The sequence below is a fragment of the Acinetobacter sp. LipI_15 genome (genome assembly GCF_058242865.1).
In genome coordinates this window covers 1,463,366-1,483,017 of record NZ_JBZAYN010000001.1, presented here as the reverse complement: position 1 = coordinate 1,483,017, position 19,652 = coordinate 1,463,366, and the positions used below count along the sequence as shown (strand labels likewise).

Below are 19,652 nucleotides of genomic sequence, written 5' to 3'. Positions count from 1 at the left end.
AAGCTAGTACTGATTTAATTCCAGCGATTTATGCGTTTAAAGGTTCCAAAATCATTGAAACGTACACCAACCTCACGCATGACTTGGTGTGCAGTTTTTGCGGTTAGATGACGAATATAAAACGGCTCTTTGACCACAAAATGGTGGATGGCATGGGTCGAACCAAAGTTAAAGCAAAATAATTGCATTGGGAACAACCACCACGGATTTAACACCTGAGTTTGTTTAATGACATCGCGTGGGTCAATATCACCATAATAATGCATATTTGAGCTGATAAATTGTAAGCAGAAAGAACGTATAAAGTTCGGAATAATCCAAATCACAGCTAAAAAATTAATCGTTGGAATTAACTTTACTAAATTAACTGACCAACTAATACTTTGTCCTAACATTGGAGCAATACCATTCACCACATGATAAATGACAAATACATACCAAATGCCGTAATAAACAAAACTTAAAGGGAAAAATCCAGTCAATTGAGAGAACAATGCCGTTTTACGTTCTTTTTCAGGTTGTTTTTCAATGAATTGTCCTATCATTTTAAACATTTGAAATGGGCGCAAATACACCGTCATCAATTGATCGCTAATGACCAATATACGACGTAAACCCCACGGCATGCCATTACTAATGCCCCGTTCTTCCAAATCGTATTCTGAACCTGAATATTTATGGTGGTTGAGATGCAAACGACGACGTGCCCAAGGACTAATGGTATTCGGACGTGCTAACCACACCAAGGCCAACATGAGATGGTGAGCCCACGGCGTCTTTTTAAAGTACATATAATGAATCAGGTCATGTTCTAATTCATGTGTCAGTGAAGCAAACATCGCCACCAAAATCACACAAACCCATGCCGGTAAAATGCCAACGGCAAACGCCCAAGCTGAACCCAACATTCCCAGTAGCGCAAAAATAAGGATGGCTGCGCCTATAAAGTTTTGATGTTTTAAAATGGGATATTGCTGACGTAAGTCTTCACCAGCTTTCGTTACGACAGTTCTGACTTTGTTAATTCGCTGTTGATCTGTCATATCGGAAGACATAGACATAGTACAAACCTAAAAATTAATGAACAGTTGTACATTAAAGCAAATTAAAAAAAAGGAAATCGCTATTTTGAGAACAAATCATCGTCTGTTCAAATATTCAACATTTTATTTATTTTCAATATCTTATTTATAAATAATCTGAGTAATTACTCCAATTTTTCTTTGCAAAATCGGCTGCTTTTAATGTCTTTTGATCACAGGTTTTATGTATTCCTTTTTAACCTACAGAGGAAGGTGAAGATCATTTGAGAATAAAAAAGCCCCAAAATTGGAGCTTTATTATTGCATAAAGGTTTAACCCAATTTATTCACGATCTTTAACGGCAATACTTTCATTGCAAGACCTAAAGGCAACCAGGGCCATTGTGGTACATAAGCTTTAACCGGTGCTTTCTCAATGGCTTTTGCTAAAAGATGTGAACCAGTTTTTTCATCGACTTCAAATGGCAGTTTTTTCGCACCTTCATTGATCTCTGTACGAATATAACCAGGGAAAATAGTCGTCACTTTAATTGGGGTATCAATCAGTTCTGCACGAATACCTTCAGCTAGAGCAGCAACACCTGCTTTACTTGCACCATAAGCCGTTAAATGTTTAGGCATACCACGCATAGCACTCATCGACGAAATCACCACCAAATGCCCTGCATTTTGGCTACGGAAAATTTCAACCGCAGCTTCGCATTGCGCCAAAGCAGAGATAAAGTTGGTTTCAACTGTGGCGCGGTTAATTTCAAAATTACCTTTACCAATACGACGACCTTCACCGACACCTGCGTTGACAATAACACGATCAATACTGCCAAAATCTGCTTTAAAGGCACGGAATACTTCAAACACTTGATCGTAATTTGTGACATCGAGGGTTTTCGCAACCACTTTGATGCCATATTGGCTTTCCAGTTCATTTTTTAGCGTTTCTAGACGCTCTAAACGACGTGCGCAAATGGCCAAGTTGTAGCCTTTTTGTGCAAACTCGCGTGCCATTCCTGCACCAATCCCTGAGCTTGCACCTGTAATTAAAATTGTTTTAGCCATGATAATTCCTTTGTTTATCTTAGATCCAAGTTAATAAATTTGGATCAACTGCTTTTATAAAATGGTGTTCATTTAAACTGAGTAATTGCGGTTCATTTCCAACCAAACGCAGTGTTGTCATACTGGTATTGGCAATGGCCCAATTGAGTGCAAATGTTTTTTCTGGACTCAGCCCTAAAATTTTACCTACGGCAACGGAGATCACTCCACCTGAACTAAACACAACAGCATAGCGTGGTTTGGTTTCAGCCAGTTGAGTGCATAACTTTTCTAGCGCTGTTTCGACTCGACTTTTAAAATGTGGCCAAGATTCATCATATTCATGATGAAATTCTCCACCTGTCCAACGCTCAATGGCGCCTTCAAAAATTTTCGATAAATAAGCACGTGGGTTTTCATGCTTAGATACATCTTCTTTTAATAAATGCGGTTGGTTAAATCGAGGTTCATATTGAGCAAAAACTTGCTGATGATTAAATTCATTCCACGCGTTATCTGTATCAACTTGTGCTTCTGGAAAGCATTCAGCCAATGCAAGATTGGCTGTTTGTTGATGACGTTGCATGGAGCCTGCAACCACATAAGGACTTTCTTTTAAAATACGGTCGAAATACTGTCCCAGCACCTTAGCCTGTAGCTCACCATTGGGAGAAAGCTTGTCATAGCTTTCTGCACCAAAAGAAGCCTGACCGTGCCGAATTAAATATATCGTGGTCATTTCCCTAAAATATCCTTCATTTTTTCAATGTACTTTTGCGCTACATCATTGGCTTCAAGTTTTTGCAAACCGATAAGTTTTAAGGCACGAATATGTAAAGCATGGATCACAATCCAAAAATCTTTGAATGCCGGATTATTGGTTTGTTTGTGGTAAAAGCGGTAATAAATTTGCTGTGCGATTACGGCTAAACGGAAAATGCCGAACACTTCATAAAATGTCCAGTTGTCTGTTTGTAGACCAGTTTTTTCTAAGTAATATTCAACGACTTCTTTACGACTAAACATACCTTTCAAGTTAGTCGGCTGGCGTCGAGTCGCTTTAAAAATTGCGTTATCGCCACTTTCAACCCAATACGCTAAAGCTGAACCTAAGTCCATCAGTGGATCGCCAAGCGTTGCCATTTCCCAATCCAATACGCCAATCACTTGGGTAGGATCATTTGGATCTAAAATGACGTTGTCAAAACGCCAATCGTTATGAATTACACAGGTTTTAGAGTCAGCAGGAATATTGTCTTTGAGCCAATTACGGACATATTTAAACGAAGGAACATTTAAGGTTTTGGCTTTTTCATAGCGTGCGTCCCAACCTTCCACTTGACGACGACAGTAGCCGTCGCCCTTGCCTATTTTTTCTAAAGCTGTGCCTTCATATGGCACTTGATGCAGTTCAATTAACTTGTCGATGACGTTGGTACATAACGCTCGAACTTGGCTTTCATCAAAATTTAATTCTTTGGGTAAGTTTGCACGTGGAATGATGCCTTCTACGCGCTTCATCACGTAGAAATCACAGCCAATCACTGATTCATCCTGACATAGCGCCACCATTTCAGGGAGTACAGGATAAAATTCAGATAATGCTTTCTGTACGTTAAATTCACGTGCCATATCATGTGCAGACTTGGCTTTGGTACCTTTCGGTGGACGACGTAAGATTAAATCAGCATTGTCGTATTTTAAGCGATAAGTCCAATTTGATGCGCCACCTGAATATTGAGTGACTTCAACAGGCCCTTCTATTTCAACGCCATGTTCAATCAACCAATTGCCTACGGCACGTACATCCAGTTCTTCACCCTCACGAACTGAACCGCCTACATCGATCACTGACATGCTTTTCTTCCTAAATTTGAATCTATCATGATGATAAAAATATAATTTTCTATAGTTTTATAGCATGGACAACTCGGGGTTGCCATGCCAAATATGTGACTACAACTTGTTTATTTTTTACGACGGCTGCTATAACCGCGCTTCGCCAATTCTAATTTTGCAATCATGCCTTTATGCACTTCATCAGGGCCATCGGCCAAACGCAGTGAACGTGCTTGCGCAAAGAAACCTGTGAGCGGTGTATCTCGAGAAACCCCTGCACCACCGTGGATTTGAATCGCCATATCGACAACTTTTTCTAAGACACTCGGCGCAACCACTTTAATTGCCGAAATCTCGGTTAATGCAGCCATATTCCCTAGAGTATCCATTTTATATGCTGCATAAAGGGTCAGTAAACGTGCCTGATCAATCGCAACACGTGCTTCTGCTACGCGTTCTAAATTGCCACCGAGTTTTAAAATTTCTTTACCAAAAGCAGTACGGCTCATACCGCGGTCAATCATCAGTTCTAGCGATTTTTCGGCAGCACCAATACAACGCATACAATGATGAATACGGCCTGGGCCTAAACGACCTTGTGCAATTTCAAAACCTTGACCTGCGCCGCCAATAAAGTTTGCAACAGGAACACGAACATTTGTGAAGCTAATTTCACCATGTCCATGTGGCGCATCATAGTCGCCAAACACAGGTAACATACGTTCGATTTTGACTCCAGCAGTTTCAACAGGTACTAAAACCATAGAATGCTGATGATGACGGTCTTTGCTTTCATCTGGTGTATGCGCCATAAAAATAATGATTTTGGCATTAGGATCACCTAAACCTGAAGACCACCACTTACGGCCATTCAATACAATTTCGTCGCCTTCAACGACAGCCGTAGCTTCCATATTGGTGGCATCACTTGAAGCAACAGCAGGTTCTGTCATACAAAATACCGAACGGATTGTGCCGTCTAGTAATGGTGTTAACCATTGCTGCTTTTGTTCTTCGGTACCATAACGCCAAATCACTTCCATATTGCCGCTGTCTGGTGCATTGCAATTGAATACCGTGGGTGCAAGTAAACTACGGCCTGAAAGTTCTGCGATGTGTGCATATTCTTGTACAGATAAGCCTTGCCCAAGTTCAGCACATGGTAAAAACATATTCCATAAGCCTGCAGCTTTGGCTTTATCCTTTAAAACCTCTAACTGTGCTGGCCATTGCCATTTGGTCCAATCACCACCTTGGTTCAACTCATGAACTTCTGCCCAAAACTCAGTTTCTACAGGCTCAATTTCATCTTTAATAAATTTTTTTGTTCTTTCAATATAATCTTGTGCACGTGCAGAAAGTTCAAACATGACAACATCCTTTAAATATTATGTTCTTTACGCTTTACAACACCATAACCTGAAATCTAATATGAACAAAATGATTTAATTCAATAGATGAACATGAATAGTATTCATAAAAATACCGTCATCGATATGGGTGTTTTCCACCGTATGGATATCAATTTATATCCGCTGTATATCGCAATTTATGAACAAAAAAGCATTTCAAAAGCTGCGCAAATTTTGTGTATTACTCAATCTGCAGCGAGTCATGCACTTCAACGGTTAAGACAACATTTACAAGATGACTTATTTGTACGTGCTGGAGCAAAAATGCTTCCGACCCCATTTGCTGAGCAGATTTATCCAGTAATTAAAAATGCGCTTATTGCGATTCAAAGCATTTCTATCCAAAAACAACAATTTACTCCTTCAATGGTACAGAGCTTGAAAATTGCGGTACATGATGAAATTGAACCGATCATTTTTCCCAAGTTAGTTGAACACTTTCAACAGCAGCAGTTTCAGATTCAATTTTCCAGTATCAAATTAGACCGCAAAACCATTGTGGCTGACCTTGCTGCACAGCAAATTGATTTTGCGATTGACCTTGAGCAAAACTTTGGTGAAAAGATTAATTTTCAAACCTTAGTTGAAGACCAATTCGTGATTTGTAGTCAACACCCTAAGATGGATGAGTCTATTTATCTTTCTGCTCCTCACATTGGGGTTTCTTCCCGACGTGCAGGTGTATTAGTCGAGGATATTTATTTAAATCGTAAAAAACACTCTAGAGAGATTTTTTTACGCTGTCAGCATTACTCTACTGCGCTACAAATTTTGGCACAGCAACCCAAGGCAATATTAACGATTCCGCAAAATATTTTGACGCATTTACAGGTTGCTCCCGAACTGAATATTTTTGATGTACCTGTAGACTTGCCGGAAATTAAACTAGGAATGTATTGGCATAATGATTTAGAATTAAATTCACGGCATGTTTTTTTGCGAAGCGAAATTTCTAAAATATTTGCTTAGGCTATTTATGATGATATGTCAGCTTGCTTAGGCTATTTACATGGATTTAGATTTAATTCTGCGTGATGAAACTTGCTGTATATTTATAGATCAAATGCTGATTATTTAATGTATTTTTAACTGACCGCCGGTTTATTCGACAGCCATAAATCATGAGTTCTTATAAAATCTAAATTCCTGTTTTTATGCGATATGACCTCGTTCATATCATTGTGTATGCTTTCAAATCTTTCCGCGAATTGGCTCATGGCGTTAGGTGCAGTTTTGTGCCTGATCACAGTCTATGTTCTTTATAAAGTCACCATTTTCTTAAAGGATTTTTTTCAACCTTTTAAGAAAGGAAAATCTTACCTCTGCCGTGTATCCGACATTAGTGATGGCGATACCCTCACCTGCTATCGGATGAATCTGAGACGTTCTAAAACCAAACTGCGTTTTGCTTATGTGGATGCGCCAGAATCGACACAAGCCTACGGAAAAGAGTCCGCTCGACTGATCAAATCCATGGTTTATAAAAAATTTGTCCGTGTAAAAATCACTGATGTAGACCGTTATGGCCGCTGCGTTGGGGTCATTTATCGCTATCGTAAATGCATGAATGAAGAGATGGTAAAACGTGGGGCTGCATGGGTATACGAAGAATACATCCGTGACCAAAAGCATTTGAACTATATGATGAATTTACAAAGCAAAGCACGTAAACAAAAGAAAGGTTTGTGGAAAGCCAGTCGTCCAATGCGCCCTAAAGAGTATCGTAAATTACATAAATAACAGACCACATTGCAGCATGGCTAAGGAATATTTGATGACTTAGCCATGTCTAATATTTGACCTTTTTTTACTTCGCTATACAATAATGCTGCCCTTTGGGGCATAGAAAATACATTAGATAATTAAAATTGGAATAATAATGACTGAACTTACTTCAAGCGAATTGAATCCGTTTCAACAAGATCAAAATATTCAGCCTCAAATTCAAAAAGCCGATCATCCACTGTCTCCTGAAGGACGTTTTGGCCGCCTGTCCTATTTAGCGTGGTTATTTATCATTAGTATGATTTATACCTGCCTATTGGGCATCAGCGTCGCGCTAGGTCTTTTTGCATTTTTCAATTCAGCAGAACGTAGTATTGAAGCACTTTTTAATTCATTTTTAGGACTCAGTGCGATCGCTCTCATTGTCGTTTCCATTATTGCAATGTTTGTCGCAATGATCTGCATTACGATTCGTCGTTTACATGATCTAAATAAAAGCGGTTGGCTCTGTTTAATTTTTCTCATCCCCCTGGTCGGTACCATCTTTAGCATTTATGTGATGGCTGCAAAAGGCACCGAAGGTGAAAATAAATATGGCATAAAACGTCCAACGGAACAAACAGAGAAAGTTATTGGGTCACTGTATCTGATCCTGATGATTGTTTATTTATTGGTCATGATCCCATTGATGTTTAATATGCAAAGTATGATGAACAATTTAGAACAAGCACAATTACAAGAACAAGCGATGATGTCTGAAGGTGAACCTGAATTAACGGATGAACAAATTGCGGCTTATTTAGAGCAAGCTGAATCAGAAGGTGAAGAACTTGCTTATGCAGATGGTGAAAGTGTAGAAATTTCAGAAAATGCAGACAGTTCAGCGGAAGATGCTGCAATTGCAGCTGCAGAAGCTTCTGTAGAATAAACCCGTATTGTTTAAAGTATCAATTCAACGATATGCATTGAACGATAAGCTTTATATGAAATGTTATGCAAGAAAACCTGTGTGCGCACAGGTTTTTTTATACCTGTTATTTATGCTTTAAGTTGTTCACTTGAATTCAAAATAAATTAGGCGTAAAGTTGCGATAATTTAGTTACCCTAGTTAACTATCATGAATTCCACATTAGGTTTCCGCTCTTCACTTCTACGCTGTGCGCGTTTGATGAGTGATGAAATCAACACGATTTTATTGCCCTATCAATTGAACTATTCACTTTGGCAAGTCATGTTTGTCATCCGTGAAAAAACCGCTTGTACATCTATTGAAATAGCGGAATATTTAAATGTATCCAAGCCATCTATCACAAAGCGAGTCAAAATTCTTGCACAGATGGATATTTTGGCACATGTGCAAACTGACGATAAACGTCAAAAGAAAATGATGCTCAGCGAGACTGGACGTGAGTTATTTCAGCAATGTGCAAAAGACATAGATGCCTTTGAGCAGCGCCTGATCGCGCCATTAGCAAGCCAAGATATCCAACACGCCATTCAAATTTTACACCGTGTCATGCAAGAACTTGAACAAAACACTGTAGGTGATGATCATGCAAGATAAAGCACCACTTTGGACTCGAAATTTTATTTTAGTCAGCGCCATTAACTTCCAATTGGTTTTAACCTTTTATCTCTTGGTTGTGGTGATCGTGGGCTATGCGGTGGCTGAATTGGGTGCGACTACAGCCCAAGCAGGTTTAGTTTCAGGCTTGTTCATTGTCGGCACATTGGTCGGGCGTTTATTGGTGGGTAAGTTCCTAGAACGTTTTGGTCGTAAAACAACACTGATCGTTGGTTTAATTGGCTTTTTAGTCTTTTCTGGTTTTTACTTCATTCAGTTTGGCGTCGGCATGTTGCTTTTCATACGCTTTATGCATGGCTTTATGATGGGTATGGCATCAACAGTGCTGGGTACCTTAATTGCTCAAATCTTACCGGCTACACGTCGCGGTGAAGGCATTGGCTACTACAGCATGAGTAGTACTTTAGGTACAGCTATTGGGCCATTTCTTGCCATTTGGATGATGTTACACATTGGTTATCACGCGATTTTTATCGTTTCTACGATTATCGCATTGAGCTGCCTATTGATTGCCTTGCTGATTCAAGTGCCCGATTTACCCAAAATCAATAAATCCCTCGATACTGTTGAAGCTGTCAAAAAACCGAGTTGGATTGCTCAATTTGTAGAACCTAAAGCATTACCGATATCGTTCATCATGCTTTTCGCTTCAATCTGCTATTCAGGCGTATTGTCTTTCATTAACTTCTATGCCAAAGAAATCGATTTGGTTGAAACAGCCTCGTTTTTCTTTTTGATGTATGCCATTGCGATTTTAATTTCTCGCCCATTTACTGGCCCGTTGATGGACCGTAAAGGTGAAAATGTAGTGATCTACCCTGCTTTTGTGATTATGGGCGTGGCATTGGTATTACTCAGCATCACTCAGAGTTCATGGATGCTTTTACTTTGTGCAAGCCTACTTGGACTCGGTTATGGCAATATTCAGTCGGTCTGCCAAACAGTTGCGGTAAAAAGTGCACCGCTTGAACGTATGGGCTTTGCCACTTCAACTTTCTTTATCTTTTTAGATGCCGGTTTAGGCTTTGGACCATACTTTATCGGTAAATTGCTCGATCATATTGGCTACTCACAATTGTACTTGTATAGCGCATTTGCTGCCTTTGCATGTATTGGTGCCTACTACATTTTACATGGTCGTTATGCCGTTCGAACCGCTTAAACTGTATTTAAACATCAAATCGTCGGCTGAAACGTCGACGATATTCTAAGGGGCTCAGCCCAGTTTTTTTCTGAAATAACCGTCGAAATGAGCTTGGGTCACTATAGCCAACATCTCGCATAATCAGATCTAAAGCATGTCCCGTTTCTTCTAAACGCTTTCGTGCAGCTTCAATACGTATCGATTGTAAGTATTGATTCGGTGGAATATCCAAAGCGCCTTTAAAATGTCGAATCAATGTCCTCGTTGTCACATTAAACTGCGCCGCAAGTTCATCTAAGACTATATTTTCATGATAATGCTGTTCCAACCAATCTTGAACTTTTTGCACTAAACCATCCTGATGCGGTTTAGATATTTTCAATAATGAATAGGACAACTGACTGTCACGACGATAATCCAGTACAAATGATTTTGCCGTGTGGATTGCCGTTTCAAAACCATAAAAACGTTCGATTAGGTGCAGTCCCAAATCAAACCATGCTAAGCCACCTCCAGCACAGTAAATATTTTGATCATGGCTAATGAGCTGATCTGCATTCAGTTTCACCAAAGGATAGCGTTCACTAAACATTTGCTGAAAGCCCCAATGCGTCGTTGCCTGCTTACCATCTAAAAGCCCTGCTTCTGCCAGAAAAAAATTACCCGTACAATTTCCTGCGATCAGTCCGCTCTGCAATTGCCGAGTTTTTAATAATTCGATCAGTGCTGAATTTTGCGCTAAAACATCTAAAATCGCCGCGCCTATCGTTGGGACAATGATGACATCTGCATCTGTTATTTCAGAAAATGCTAAATCTGCATAAAGCTTGATGCCATTAATACATTGCACAGCTTGACCATGTTGTGAGGCAATTTTAACCTGAAATAGCCGCTGCACATTTTGTTTTTGAATCCGGCTCCAACTGACTCCCGCCATTGCAAAGAGATCAACAACCCCTGTTATCGCAGAAGCCAAAGCACCATCAAATGCTAAAATTATGATTTTCTTCATTTAAAGTTCAAATTATCAAAATGTCATTTTTGACTTATTAAGTGTCATTATTGACAATTTTATATCTAAAAATCAACTGCTAGGCTTAAGCCATAAAATTCGACCCGATTAGAGATTGATCAATGGCGCAGTTAATCAATGACAAAGATTTAAATTTTTTGCTATTTGACGTGTTTAAAGCGCAAGACTTAACGCATAACCCACGTTTTGCTGAGCATGATGCTGAAACCTTCAAAAGCATCCTAGAAACTGCACAAGGTATTGCTCAAGACTTTTTTGCACCCCATAACGCAACAGCCGATCAAAACGAACCTACGTTTGATGGTCAACAGGTTAAAACTATTACAGAAGTCAAAACGGCATGGAAGCAATTTGCAGATGCCGGCCTACTTTGTGCGCAGCATGATTATGATGCAGGCGGTATGCAACTTCCGACTTTAATTAACATGGCTGCAAATGCTTATTTCATGTCAGCAAATCCATCGTCAGTGGCTTATTCATTTCTAACCGCTGCGGCTGCAAATGTAATTCAAGCTTTCGGTACGACTGAACAAAAAGATATGTTTGTACCGCATATGTTCAGTGGTCGCTTTGCTGGAACGATGGCCATGACTGAACCTGATGTGGGTTCATCTTTGGGTGATTTGACCACAAAAGCCATACCACAAGCCGATGGTACTTACCTTATCAAAGGCCAAAAGATGTTTATTTCAGGAGGTGACCAAGACATCACTGAAAATATTGTCCATTTGGTCCTTGCTCGCATCCAAGATGCACCTCAGGGCGTGAAAGGTATATCGCTGTTTATTGTTCCGAAGTTTAAAACCCTGAGCGATGGTTCACTTGCAGGCGCCAATGACGTTCAACTGGCCGGCTTATTACATAAAATGGGCTACCGAGGTACAACATCGACGGTACTGAGCTTTGGTGAAAAAGACCAATGTACAGGCTATCTGATTGGTGAAGCAGGTGCTGGTCTTAAATATATGTTTAAGATGATGAATGAAGCACGAGTCGGTGTCGGCTTAGGTGCAGCCATGATTGGATACCGTGGCTATTTAGAGTCGCTCGAATATGCCAAAAACCGTCCACAAGGCCGCTTAGTTTTAGATAAAAATCCTGCCACAAAACCTGTCAATATCATTCAACATACAGATGTTAAACGGATGCTTTTGGCGCAAAAATCCTATGTGGAAGGCGCACTTGCATTATGCCTATTTGCTGCACGATTAATTGATGAACATCAAGCCACTAACAATGAAGACAGTGCGTTGTTATTAGACTTAATTATTCCTGTCGTCAAATCATTCCCTTCTGCCTATGGTCCAAAAGCCAATGATTTAGCCATCCAAGTTTTAGGTGGTGCGGGCTATACCCGTGAATATCCACTTGAACAATGCTATCGTGACAATCGCTTAAATCCGATCCATGAAGGTACATTTGGGATTCAATCTTTGGATTTGTTGGGTCGTAAGCTTTGGCAGCACAACAGCAAAGGTTTGATGCTGTTATTACAACGTATGCAAAATACGATTGATCAAGCTCAACATGCTAAAACTCAAGCGCTTGCAGCAATTTTTTCAGCGCATTTAAACACGGTGAAGAAAACCACACAAAGTTTGGGACAAGTCCTCGCCCAAGGTCGTTTCGATCAGGCACTGGGTAATTCTGCCTTGTATCTAGACATGATGGGCAAAGTCATCATTTCATGGCTATGGCTTGAAATGGCCAATCAAGCCCTTGTGAAATTTGAACATTCAGATTTAGCTGAAGATCAACAATTCTTAGCAGGTAAATTACAAGCCGCGCAATATTTTATCCGCTGGGAATTACCTGAAATAGAGCACCAAGCCAAGTTATTGCTAGAACTTGATGATACTTGCCTCAACATGCAAGAAAGCTGGTTCTAGCCACCCGTTTAGCTCAGTCCTCAATGGGCTAATCTGGACAAGGTTTTCACGGATGAAAATCTTGTCCAACCCTATCTATTTCAATAAAACTGCAATAAAAAAGGAACTTAGCTTTCGTTCCTTTTTTATCAAAATTGAGTGCTATATGCCGTAATTATTGGAAGACTTTAAAACGAACGGCATCATCCATATAGCCTTTTTCTTTCGCTTCACCTTCCACTGAACCAAAAACCAATTGAGCACGAAGTTTCCAATGCGCAGGAATGTCCCATTCAGCATGCACTTGTTCATCCACAATTGGGTTGTAATGCTGTAGTGATGCGCCTAAACCTTCGGTATGCAACGCAGTCCAAGTTGCAAATTGGGCGATTGCAGTTGAATGTTCAGCCCAAATCGGAAAGTTTTCTGCATAAGAAGGAAACTGTGCTTGTAGGCCACTGACCACCTCTAAATCTTCAAAGAACAGAACTGTACCCAAACCTGCTGAAAAACTTGCCATTTTAGCCATGGTCTTCGCAGCACTTGCTTCATCTTTAGCATAAGATTTTAATTTGTCAGCGACTAAGCCCCAAAATTTTTCGCTTTCACCATTAAATAAAATAACAGCACGAGAAGATTGTGAGTTAAATGAAGACGGGCTTTGTTTAATCGCTGTTTGGATCAAATCAGTTAAATATTTTGTGCTTTGGCTTACATTGTCCCCAATAGCATAAATAGTGCGACGTTTGCTAATCAGGTCAATAAACTGATTTGACATATAAAATGGTCCTTTAAAATAAAATGTGCAGATGAGTCAGAAACATTTGGAATGATAAGTCTCGCGACTTTCCAAATGTTTTGAATGCTTTACTTGCTAGATCGGTCACTATGAAACAGTCACTTGTCGAAGTAAATCTGAAGTTCTGCTGTACATATAAAAAATCCTCCTAAGCGGAGGATTTTTCGACTAAAACTTTGTACAGTTTAGAATTTTGCTTCTAATACATTCGCTGACACTTGGTTTTTCCAAAGCTCACGTAACGTCGGTAGATAGAATTTTTCACCTAGCTCAACCAACTCTGCATCAATTAAACCATGAACTTCGTGCATGAATAGATAATCCAGTTCAACAGTTTGTAATTTTGACTGTGCTTTTTTATATTCTTTGCGCTTTTGCTGTGCTTTTTTTACCAAGTTATCTGCATAAGCACGGTCTTTATATTGGGCAATAGCATTCAAACGTAGTTCGATTACGCCCCAACCACTGAGTAGCAATTTAAATTTTTCAAAATCTGCCGTTGTTGATTCCCAGCTCATTTCTTCTAGATTTCCATTTTCAGGCAAAACTGGTAGCAAAAGCTCCATAACACTTGGGAAAATCTTTTTAAAATTCAAAACAAATTTAACAGGATGCTCGCCCGGATAGTCTTTAAATTGAACGTTCTTTTGGACATCTGTCAAATAGATGGTGAGCATTGGGGGAAATCCTTAAATAAAACACTGTCTTGCAAATATTTATTCAAACAAATGTCAAATAGCAACGAAAACAGAAAAAGAAAGGCATTTTAACAAGTGTGCCAATGAATTCAAAGCCCAATCCAATGAATTACTCGCTTCATCATCAGGCCTTTCTTCATTCTGTTCGTTGCCCTATTTTTAATAAACAGTCCTGTTTATATACATACATTTCAAGATGACTATGATTCAAAAAAAATATGTGTTAGCCAGTATTCAGCGATAAAAAGAATTAAAAAGTTATCCAATAAAAAGAGAGGCTGAATATGAATCAGCCCCTCTTTTTATTTTCAAACACTCTAGATGAATGATCTCAAAACAATTTATTTGGTATTGGGTGAAACCATTTGCTCAGGACGAACCACTTCATCAAATTGCTCTGCAGTGACTAAACCGAGTTCTACCGCAACTTGCTTTAGAGTTTTACCTTCTTTATATGCAGTTTTAGCAACTTTCGCAGCATTTTCATAACCAATTACAGGATTGAGTGCCGTAACTAACATTAATGAATCATGTAAGAAATGATCGATTTTTTCACGGTTTGGCTCAATGCCTACTGCACAGTGGTCATTAAAACTATTACATGCATCGCCGAGGAGTTGAATAGATTGCAATAAGTTAAAGGCAATAACAGGCATAAACACGTTTAATTCAAAGTTACCCGATGCCCCCGCAACATTAATAGTTGTATCATTTCCAAGTACTTGAGCAACCACCATCGTCATGGCTTCACTTTGAGTTGGATTGACCTTACCTGGCATGATGCTTGAGCCTGGCTCATTTTCTGGAATACGTAGCTCACCAAAACCACAGCGTGGGCCACTGGCTAACCAGCGCACGTCATTGGCGATTTTATTTAAACTTACAGCAAGTGTTTTTAAAGCACCCGACGCAAATACAGCTGCATCACGTCCTGCAAGTGCTTCAAATTTATTTGGCGCAGTTACAAATGGCAGACCCGTTTGTTTCGCAAGTTCTGCTGCTGCTTTTACAGCATATTCAGGATGTGCGTTGAGACCTGTACCCACCGCTGTTCCGCCTAGTGGTAATTCATACAGCCCTTCTAAAGCTTGATTTAAACGCTTCAAACCATGATCGAGCTGTGAAACATAGCCACTAAACTCCTGGCCTAATGTTAAAGGCGTTGCGTCCTGTAAATGTGTACGGCCAATTTTAACAATATCTTTAAATTCTTTAGATTTCGCTTCTAAGGTATTACGAAGTTTCGTTACAGCAGGAATTAAAAGCTCATTGATTTGTAGGCTTGCAGCCACATGGATTGCAGTTGGGAACGAATCGTTGGTCGATTGAGCACGATTGACATGATCATTGGGATGGACAGGTTTTTGTGAACCCAATGGATTGCCTAGTTTTTGATTGGCAATATTGGCAATTACCTCATTACAGTTCATGTTACTTTGCGTACCTGAACCAGTTTGCCAAACTACCAGTGGAAATTGTGCATCCCATTGACCGGAGATCACTTCTTCGGCTGCATTGACGATATATCCAGAAAGTTCCTGAGGGATTTGACCCAAAGCTGCGTTGGTAATCGCTGCTGATTTTTTGACGAGTCCCATTGCACGAATCATTGGACGCGGTAAACGTTCACCACCAATTTTAAAGTTTTGCAAACTACGCTGTGTTTGTGCACCCCACATCGCATCGCTAGGTACTTCAACATCGCCCATTGTGTCATGTTCAATACGTGTTTGCATAAATGACCTCATATCCTTATTTATAAAACTTGAACGTCTGTGCAGAATCAAACTCTGCTGATAAATACAGTTTAGGTAACTTGCTTAGATTTGTAAATAATAACCATTATCAATTATAAGTGGTTTATTTGATAATCTTTATCGTGATTTTATAAAGAAAATCATGCACGACGATTAAATTTACCGAATACAAGACGAGTTAATTACCTCTTAATGTTTGTTGATAGAAACGCCATTCATCTTCTAGCATTTTCTTTAAATCTTGTTCAGGCTGCCAATCAAAAGTACTTTTCGCTTTCTGTGTACTTGCCCCAAGCTGGTCATATTCATGGCTTGGGTAAAAACTAGATTCGACCGTCTTAATCTCCGCCTGTGTCACTTCTGAAAGCGTATCCAACAGTTGCTGTATCGAAACCAATTCACCTGAAATATTAAAGGCCTCACAGGCGAATTGCTGCTGCGACAACCATTGCAAACATTGCCACACCGCCTTACAACAGTCGAGTACATGCAAGAAACTCCGTTCCACAGTACCATCTTCAGTTTTGGCTTGTTTGCGAAGTTCGATAAAGTCTCGTTGTAAAGCCCCAACTTGCATCGCTAGTGGCACGATATTTTTTGGCAATGGCGCTACAAACTCACCTAAAACTGCATGCTCGAAAGCACCTGCGACGTTTCCTAAACGCAAAATCGCAATTTTCCACTCATTATCAGTACGTGCAGTATCCCGTATAATTTCTTCCACCATTTGTTGAGATTTCACATAGGGATTTGGATAGGTAAAATTGATTTCTGTGTCTTCTGTTAATTCTGCCGACGACTGACCATATACCGCCAAACTTGATAAATGGATCAGTGTTCGTACACCTGTTCGCTGCATGGCACGCAGCAAACTCATGATACAGCTGACATTATCATTATAGTATTCAAGTGGTTTAAGGACGGATTCTTCCAATGACTTAAAGCCTGCCGTATGAATGACAGCATCGACGGTATATTGTTCAAATACTTTATTGAGTGCGGGAGTATTTCGAATATCGAGTTTGACAAAAGGTACATACATGCCTGAAATAAATTCTAGTCGTTCAAGTGTTTGTAAATTTGCATTGGATAAATTATCCACAATAATGACTTCTTGACCTTGAGCCATTAAACTCAAGGCTATATGTGAGCCTATAAAGCCTAAACCACCAGTCACTAAAATCATTGTTTAGATACTCCTTATAGTTATCAAGCTTTTACAACTCTTTGGCATCATCTTGAAGTAGTCACCAACTTTTCTACAGATCAAAATTATTAAACCTCGCCTCAGCATTTTCCATGAGCCGAACAATCTGCAAGAGCATTCTAGTTTTATCTTACTGCTTTGGAATTTTGACTGTGTTGCAGTTATGAATATTAACTGTATTTGATTTACGACAAATGACCTCGCTAGCCAATCAATTTTGAAGAAATCTCAAGATTACGTGGTATTTGAGTGAACGCTTTTAGAAGAAGATATTTAAAAATAATCGCACTAGAAAGCATATTACACAGCAACAAAATATTAGAAATGATCTTATCGAATGAGCAAATTGAATTGAGCAGTCTGACTATTTTTGAGGTCGAGAAGCAGGATGTGAAAGCCAGATGAATCATCAGAAATATTCATCTGGCAGGATGTTGGCAATGTAACTGTAACAGCAGCAAAAGTTTGAAATCGCAAATATCTAGCAAACTTAATTTAGCGGATATAGCCTTTTTTAATCATGGCTGAGAATAGGAACTCGTAAACTTTTAAGATCATGCTCACCAAATAAGACCCATATTTTCGCCATAAAGACAGTCCAACAAAATTCAGCAAAACCGCAATGATCAGCGCTCCCGCCATATCCATTGGATAATGCACACCTAAATAGACTCTCGACCACGCCACAAGAAAAGCGAAAGCGAGAAATACATAGCCGACAGCTTTTTGCTTTGAAAAAATATAAGAAAATGCAATCGTGCTAAAAAACAGCATATGATCACTCGGGAATGATCCATTCGGTGAATGTTCTATAATTGTACGTCCAACGTCCAAGACAAAGGGTCTAGGATAGTAAAAGAAACTTGAAATCACTTGGCTGATAAGAAAAGCGACAATTGTAAAAACAGTGGCTTTAACGATTTGTTTTTTGGTGTCAAAACTGCCTTTAAACCAAGCCAAAAACATCAAGAGAATCACGATATAAAATAGATCATTGGCTATAAATATGGCAAAAGAAATGGTGAAATCTAAAGCATTGTCCGAAGCATTGATTGAATTAAATAAACTTAAGTTAAATTTCTCTATATTCATGAGATGGTTTAAAAAATGAAAAGATCATAGCACTCTGCAAAATCAAAAATTGCGTTTTATTCATATAAAGATTTTTCAGTATGTAACCGCACAGTTAATTTATGAAAAGTGGCAACTTTAGGCTGAACCCAAAATAAATGAATCGTTATATTTGAAGAAAAATTGGCTAGGGCTTCGCTGCCTAAATAAGCAAAACTGTGCAAATATTCAGATCATTGAGTAAATCATTGTATACTAGCTTTTTCTTCTGAACTCAGAACAAACTGTCGATCTAGACCGTTTATTCATTTAGTGAATTTCGATGAGTACTCTATTACTAATTACCTCCTCACCCACTTCGATATTGGCTTGGCATGCTTTGGGTCTTGCCCAAGCACTGAAGCAGAAAGGCGAAAACTTTCGGGTTTTTTTCTATCAAGATGGTGTAAATGTGGCAAATGCCCTGCAATGGGTGCCAGATGATCAGCGCAAACTCAGCAGTGAATGGCAAAAACTCGGCATTCGTTTACCTGTTTGCGTAAGTGCAGCTCTCGCACGTGGGATCACAGATCAGGAAAATGCACAGCGTCACAATATTCAGCAACATAATTTAGCTGAACAATTTGAACTTGTGGGCCTAGGCGAACTTGCCGATGCTGTACAAGCTGCTGACCGCTTATTGCAATTCTAAGTGTTTTGATTGCCGCGCATTTGTAGCATTGAAAAGGAAAATTACGTGAAATCTGTACTGGTTGTTTTAACCCATGCAAATCTTGCAAACTTACAAGTACATGAAAGTCTTTCTGCGACCATGGTGCTTGCAACCTTCGGTTGTGACGTTAAAGTGTTGCTCAAAGATGCTGCGCTGAGCTTACTTCAGGCAGAACAAGAGTTTAGTCAGCTCAAGCATGCGTTTAAACTCGCTTCCAACATGGTTGATAGCTTTGAGTTTTATGATCTCACCCCGATTTATATTGAACAAAAAAATTCACAGCATCCATTTGTGATCAATAGTGAACAAGAACTTGAGTTTGTTCAATTCAATACTGAATTGATTCAACAATTTGATCATGTGTTGTATTGGTAAAAGAGGAATGATGATGTCAAATTCTACGCTGTATTTAGTCCAAGCCAGCTATGCCAATACCCTACAGCACATCCAGCAGTTAGCCAGTTTAATCAATCCTGAAGATACAATCATCCTGATGGGTGAAGCAGTCTTACATATTGCAGATGAACAAATTCAGCAATTTGGCACATGTTATGTACTTGAAAATGATGCTGAAATTTTAGGTAAAAGCATGAATTATAGTCATATGAAAGTGATCGACTATGCCGCTTTTGCTGATCTATGCCTGAGATTTAAAAGATGTATTTCACTCAAATAAATTGAGTAAAAGCGATCCATTTCTACAATCTTCTCTTTTGGAATGAA

Annotated in this window: 20 protein-coding genes; 9 read left to right on the top strand and 11 right to left on the bottom strand. The window is 39.3% G+C overall.

The annotated features are described in order from the left end of the window. Positions 1–14: 14 nt before the first annotated feature. From AC4CU0_RS07165 to AC4CU0_RS07145, 5 genes are all read right to left on the bottom strand, one after another. Complete coding sequence (locus AC4CU0_RS07165) at positions 15–1,061, bottom strand: fatty acid desaturase (RefSeq protein ID WP_490742789.1); 1,047 nt, start codon at positions 1,059–1,061, stop codon at positions 15–17. Positions 1,062–1,355: 294 nt separating this feature from the next. Continuing rightward, positions 1,356–2,099: an SDR family oxidoreductase gene (locus AC4CU0_RS07160; protein WP_180134707.1), complete on the bottom strand. Its 744-nt coding sequence runs from the start codon at positions 2,097–2,099 to the stop codon at positions 1,356–1,358. Between the two features lie 19 nt (positions 2,100–2,118). After that, positions 2,119–2,817, bottom strand: a complete 699-nt coding sequence (locus AC4CU0_RS07155; protein WP_078193820.1) for a histidine phosphatase family protein — start codon at positions 2,815–2,817, stop codon at positions 2,119–2,121. Next, entirely contained in the window at positions 2,814–3,935 is a 1,122-nt protein-coding gene (locus tag AC4CU0_RS07150; RefSeq protein ID WP_168377545.1) for a phosphotransferase family protein, read from the bottom strand. The genes AC4CU0_RS07155 and AC4CU0_RS07150 overlap by 4 nt, the downstream gene beginning before the upstream one ends. 110 nt (positions 3,936–4,045) lie before the next feature. Beyond that, positions 4,046–5,287, bottom strand: coding sequence for an acyl-CoA dehydrogenase family protein (locus AC4CU0_RS07145; protein ID WP_490742788.1), 1,242 nt, complete (start codon positions 5,285–5,287; stop codon positions 4,046–4,048). Between the two features lie 93 nt (positions 5,288–5,380). Between AC4CU0_RS07145 and AC4CU0_RS07140 the strand changes: the two genes are divergently transcribed. The 5 genes from AC4CU0_RS07140 to AC4CU0_RS07120 all read left to right on the top strand — a co-directional run bounded on the left by AC4CU0_RS07140 (position 5,381) and on the right by AC4CU0_RS07120 (position 9,802). After that, entirely contained in the window at positions 5,381–6,298 is a 918-nt protein-coding gene (locus tag AC4CU0_RS07140) for a LysR family transcriptional regulator (protein WP_490742787.1), read from the top strand. Between the two features lie 216 nt (positions 6,299–6,514). Beyond that, the gene (locus tag AC4CU0_RS07135; RefSeq protein ID WP_078190973.1) at positions 6,515–7,069 is read left to right on the top strand and encodes a thermonuclease family protein; all 555 of its coding nucleotides are present in this window, start codon (positions 6,515–6,517) and stop codon (positions 7,067–7,069) included. Positions 7,070–7,208: 139 nt separating this feature from the next. Beyond that, positions 7,209–7,982: a DUF805 domain-containing protein gene (locus AC4CU0_RS07130; RefSeq protein WP_180085043.1), complete on the top strand. Its 774-nt coding sequence runs from the start codon at positions 7,209–7,211 to the stop codon at positions 7,980–7,982. Positions 7,983–8,169: 187 nt separating this feature from the next. Further along, a complete protein-coding gene (locus AC4CU0_RS07125; protein ID WP_490743475.1) occupies positions 8,170–8,619 on the top strand; it encodes a MarR family winged helix-turn-helix transcriptional regulator in 450 nt (149 codons plus the stop codon). Then, a complete protein-coding gene (locus AC4CU0_RS07120; protein WP_490742786.1) occupies positions 8,603–9,802 on the top strand; it encodes an MFS transporter in 1,200 nt (399 codons plus the stop codon). Before AC4CU0_RS07125 ends, AC4CU0_RS07120 begins: the two co-directional genes overlap by 17 nt. Positions 9,803–9,809: 7 nt before the next feature. Here AC4CU0_RS07120 and AC4CU0_RS07115 read toward each other — a convergent pair whose 3' ends face one another. Continuing rightward, on the bottom strand, positions 9,810–10,796 hold the full coding sequence (locus tag AC4CU0_RS07115) for a GlxA family transcriptional regulator (RefSeq protein ID WP_490742785.1): 987 nt from the start codon (positions 10,794–10,796) through the stop codon (positions 9,810–9,812). Between the two features lie 122 nt (positions 10,797–10,918). Between AC4CU0_RS07115 and AC4CU0_RS07110 the strand changes: the two genes are divergently transcribed. Then, positions 10,919–12,706 (top strand): acyl-CoA dehydrogenase, encoded by a 1,788-nt coding sequence (locus AC4CU0_RS07110; protein ID WP_490742784.1) that lies wholly within the window; start codon positions 10,919–10,921, stop codon positions 12,704–12,706. Between the two features lie 154 nt (positions 12,707–12,860). Here the strand turns inward: AC4CU0_RS07110 and AC4CU0_RS07105 are convergent, their stop codons facing one another. The 5 genes from AC4CU0_RS07105 to AC4CU0_RS07085 form a co-directional block, all read right to left on the bottom strand. Then, positions 12,861–13,463 carry a nitroreductase family protein gene (locus AC4CU0_RS07105; protein ID WP_490742783.1) on the bottom strand — a complete coding sequence of 201 codons (603 nt, stop codon included), beginning with the start codon at positions 13,461–13,463 and terminating at the stop codon, positions 12,861–12,863. Positions 13,464–13,669: 206 nt separating this feature from the next. Beyond that, complete coding sequence (locus tag AC4CU0_RS07100) at positions 13,670–14,161, bottom strand: hypothetical protein (protein ID WP_490742782.1); 492 nt, start codon at positions 14,159–14,161, stop codon at positions 13,670–13,672. A gap of 362 nt (positions 14,162–14,523) precedes the next feature. Beyond that, the gene (fumC, locus tag AC4CU0_RS07095) at positions 14,524–15,918 is read right to left on the bottom strand and encodes a class II fumarate hydratase (RefSeq protein ID WP_180110934.1); all 1,395 of its coding nucleotides are present in this window, start codon (positions 15,916–15,918) and stop codon (positions 14,524–14,526) included. 199 nt (positions 15,919–16,117) lie between these two features. Further along, positions 16,118–17,125 carry an SDR family NAD(P)-dependent oxidoreductase gene (locus tag AC4CU0_RS07090; protein WP_180011423.1) on the bottom strand — a complete coding sequence of 336 codons (1,008 nt, stop codon included), beginning with the start codon at positions 17,123–17,125 and terminating at the stop codon, positions 16,118–16,120. A 516-nt stretch (positions 17,126–17,641) separates the two neighbouring features. Beyond that, positions 17,642–18,238, bottom strand: coding sequence for a phosphatase PAP2 family protein (locus AC4CU0_RS07085; RefSeq protein WP_078193832.1), 597 nt, complete (start codon positions 18,236–18,238; stop codon positions 17,642–17,644). A 301-nt stretch (positions 18,239–18,539) separates the two neighbouring features. Between AC4CU0_RS07085 and tusD the strand changes: the two genes are divergently transcribed. From tusD to AC4CU0_RS07070, 3 genes are read left to right on the top strand one after another with little or no spacing between them, the layout of a single operon-like run. Next, the gene (gene tusD, locus AC4CU0_RS07080) at positions 18,540–18,908 is read left to right on the top strand and encodes a sulfurtransferase complex subunit TusD (RefSeq protein ID WP_078190984.1); all 369 of its coding nucleotides are present in this window, start codon (positions 18,540–18,542) and stop codon (positions 18,906–18,908) included. A gap of 45 nt (positions 18,909–18,953) precedes the next feature. Beyond that, positions 18,954–19,304 carry a hypothetical protein gene (locus tag AC4CU0_RS07075; RefSeq protein ID WP_168378646.1) on the top strand — a complete coding sequence of 117 codons (351 nt, stop codon included), beginning with the start codon at positions 18,954–18,956 and terminating at the stop codon, positions 19,302–19,304. A 13-nt stretch (positions 19,305–19,317) separates the two neighbouring features. Continuing rightward, the gene (locus tag AC4CU0_RS07070; RefSeq protein ID WP_490742781.1) at positions 19,318–19,605 is read left to right on the top strand and encodes a DsrH/TusB family sulfur metabolism protein; all 288 of its coding nucleotides are present in this window, start codon (positions 19,318–19,320) and stop codon (positions 19,603–19,605) included. Positions 19,606–19,652: the final 47 nt, after the last annotated feature.

Bases quoted from the DNA above. Each gene is read 5' to 3' on its own strand.
- AC4CU0_RS07165 (WP_490742789.1), bottom strand. From the start codon at position 1,061: ATGTCTATGTCTTCCGATATGACAGATCAACAGCGAATTAACAAAGTC.
- AC4CU0_RS07160 (WP_180134707.1), bottom strand. From the start codon at position 2,099: ATGGCTAAAACAATTTTAATTACAGGTGCAAGCTCAGGGATTGGTGCA.
- AC4CU0_RS07155 (WP_078193820.1), bottom strand. From the start codon at position 2,817: ATGACCACGATATATTTAATTCGGCACGGTCAGGCTTCTTTTGGTGCA.
- AC4CU0_RS07150 (WP_168377545.1), bottom strand. From the start codon at position 3,935: ATGTCAGTGATCGATGTAGGCGGTTCAGTTCGTGAGGGTGAAGAACTG.
- AC4CU0_RS07145 (WP_490742788.1), bottom strand. From the start codon at position 5,287: ATGTTTGAACTTTCTGCACGTGCACAAGATTATATTGAAAGAACAAAA.
- AC4CU0_RS07140 (WP_490742787.1), top strand. From the start codon at position 5,381: ATGAATAGTATTCATAAAAATACCGTCATCGATATGGGTGTTTTCCAC.
- AC4CU0_RS07135 (WP_078190973.1), top strand. From the start codon at position 6,515: ATGCTTTCAAATCTTTCCGCGAATTGGCTCATGGCGTTAGGTGCAGTT.
- AC4CU0_RS07130 (WP_180085043.1), top strand. From the start codon at position 7,209: ATGACTGAACTTACTTCAAGCGAATTGAATCCGTTTCAACAAGATCAA.
- AC4CU0_RS07120 (WP_490742786.1), top strand. From the start codon at position 8,603: ATGATCATGCAAGATAAAGCACCACTTTGGACTCGAAATTTTATTTTA.
- AC4CU0_RS07115 (WP_490742785.1), bottom strand. From the start codon at position 10,796: ATGAAGAAAATCATAATTTTAGCATTTGATGGTGCTTTGGCTTCTGCG.
- AC4CU0_RS07110 (WP_490742784.1), top strand. From the start codon at position 10,919: ATGGCGCAGTTAATCAATGACAAAGATTTAAATTTTTTGCTATTTGAC.
- AC4CU0_RS07105 (WP_490742783.1), bottom strand. From the start codon at position 13,463: ATGTCAAATCAGTTTATTGACCTGATTAGCAAACGTCGCACTATTTAT.
- AC4CU0_RS07100 (WP_490742782.1), bottom strand. From the start codon at position 14,161: ATGCTCACCATCTATTTGACAGATGTCCAAAAGAACGTTCAATTTAAA.
- fumC (WP_180110934.1), bottom strand. From the start codon at position 15,918: ATGCAAACACGTATTGAACATGACACAATGGGCGATGTTGAAGTACCT.
- AC4CU0_RS07090 (WP_180011423.1), bottom strand. From the start codon at position 17,125: ATGATTTTAGTGACTGGTGGTTTAGGCTTTATAGGCTCACATATAGCC.
- AC4CU0_RS07085 (WP_078193832.1), bottom strand. From the start codon at position 18,238: ATGAATATAGAGAAATTTAACTTAAGTTTATTTAATTCAATCAATGCT.
- tusD (WP_078190984.1), top strand. From the start codon at position 18,540: ATGAGTACTCTATTACTAATTACCTCCTCACCCACTTCGATATTGGCT.
- AC4CU0_RS07070 (WP_490742781.1), top strand. From the start codon at position 19,318: ATGTCAAATTCTACGCTGTATTTAGTCCAAGCCAGCTATGCCAATACC.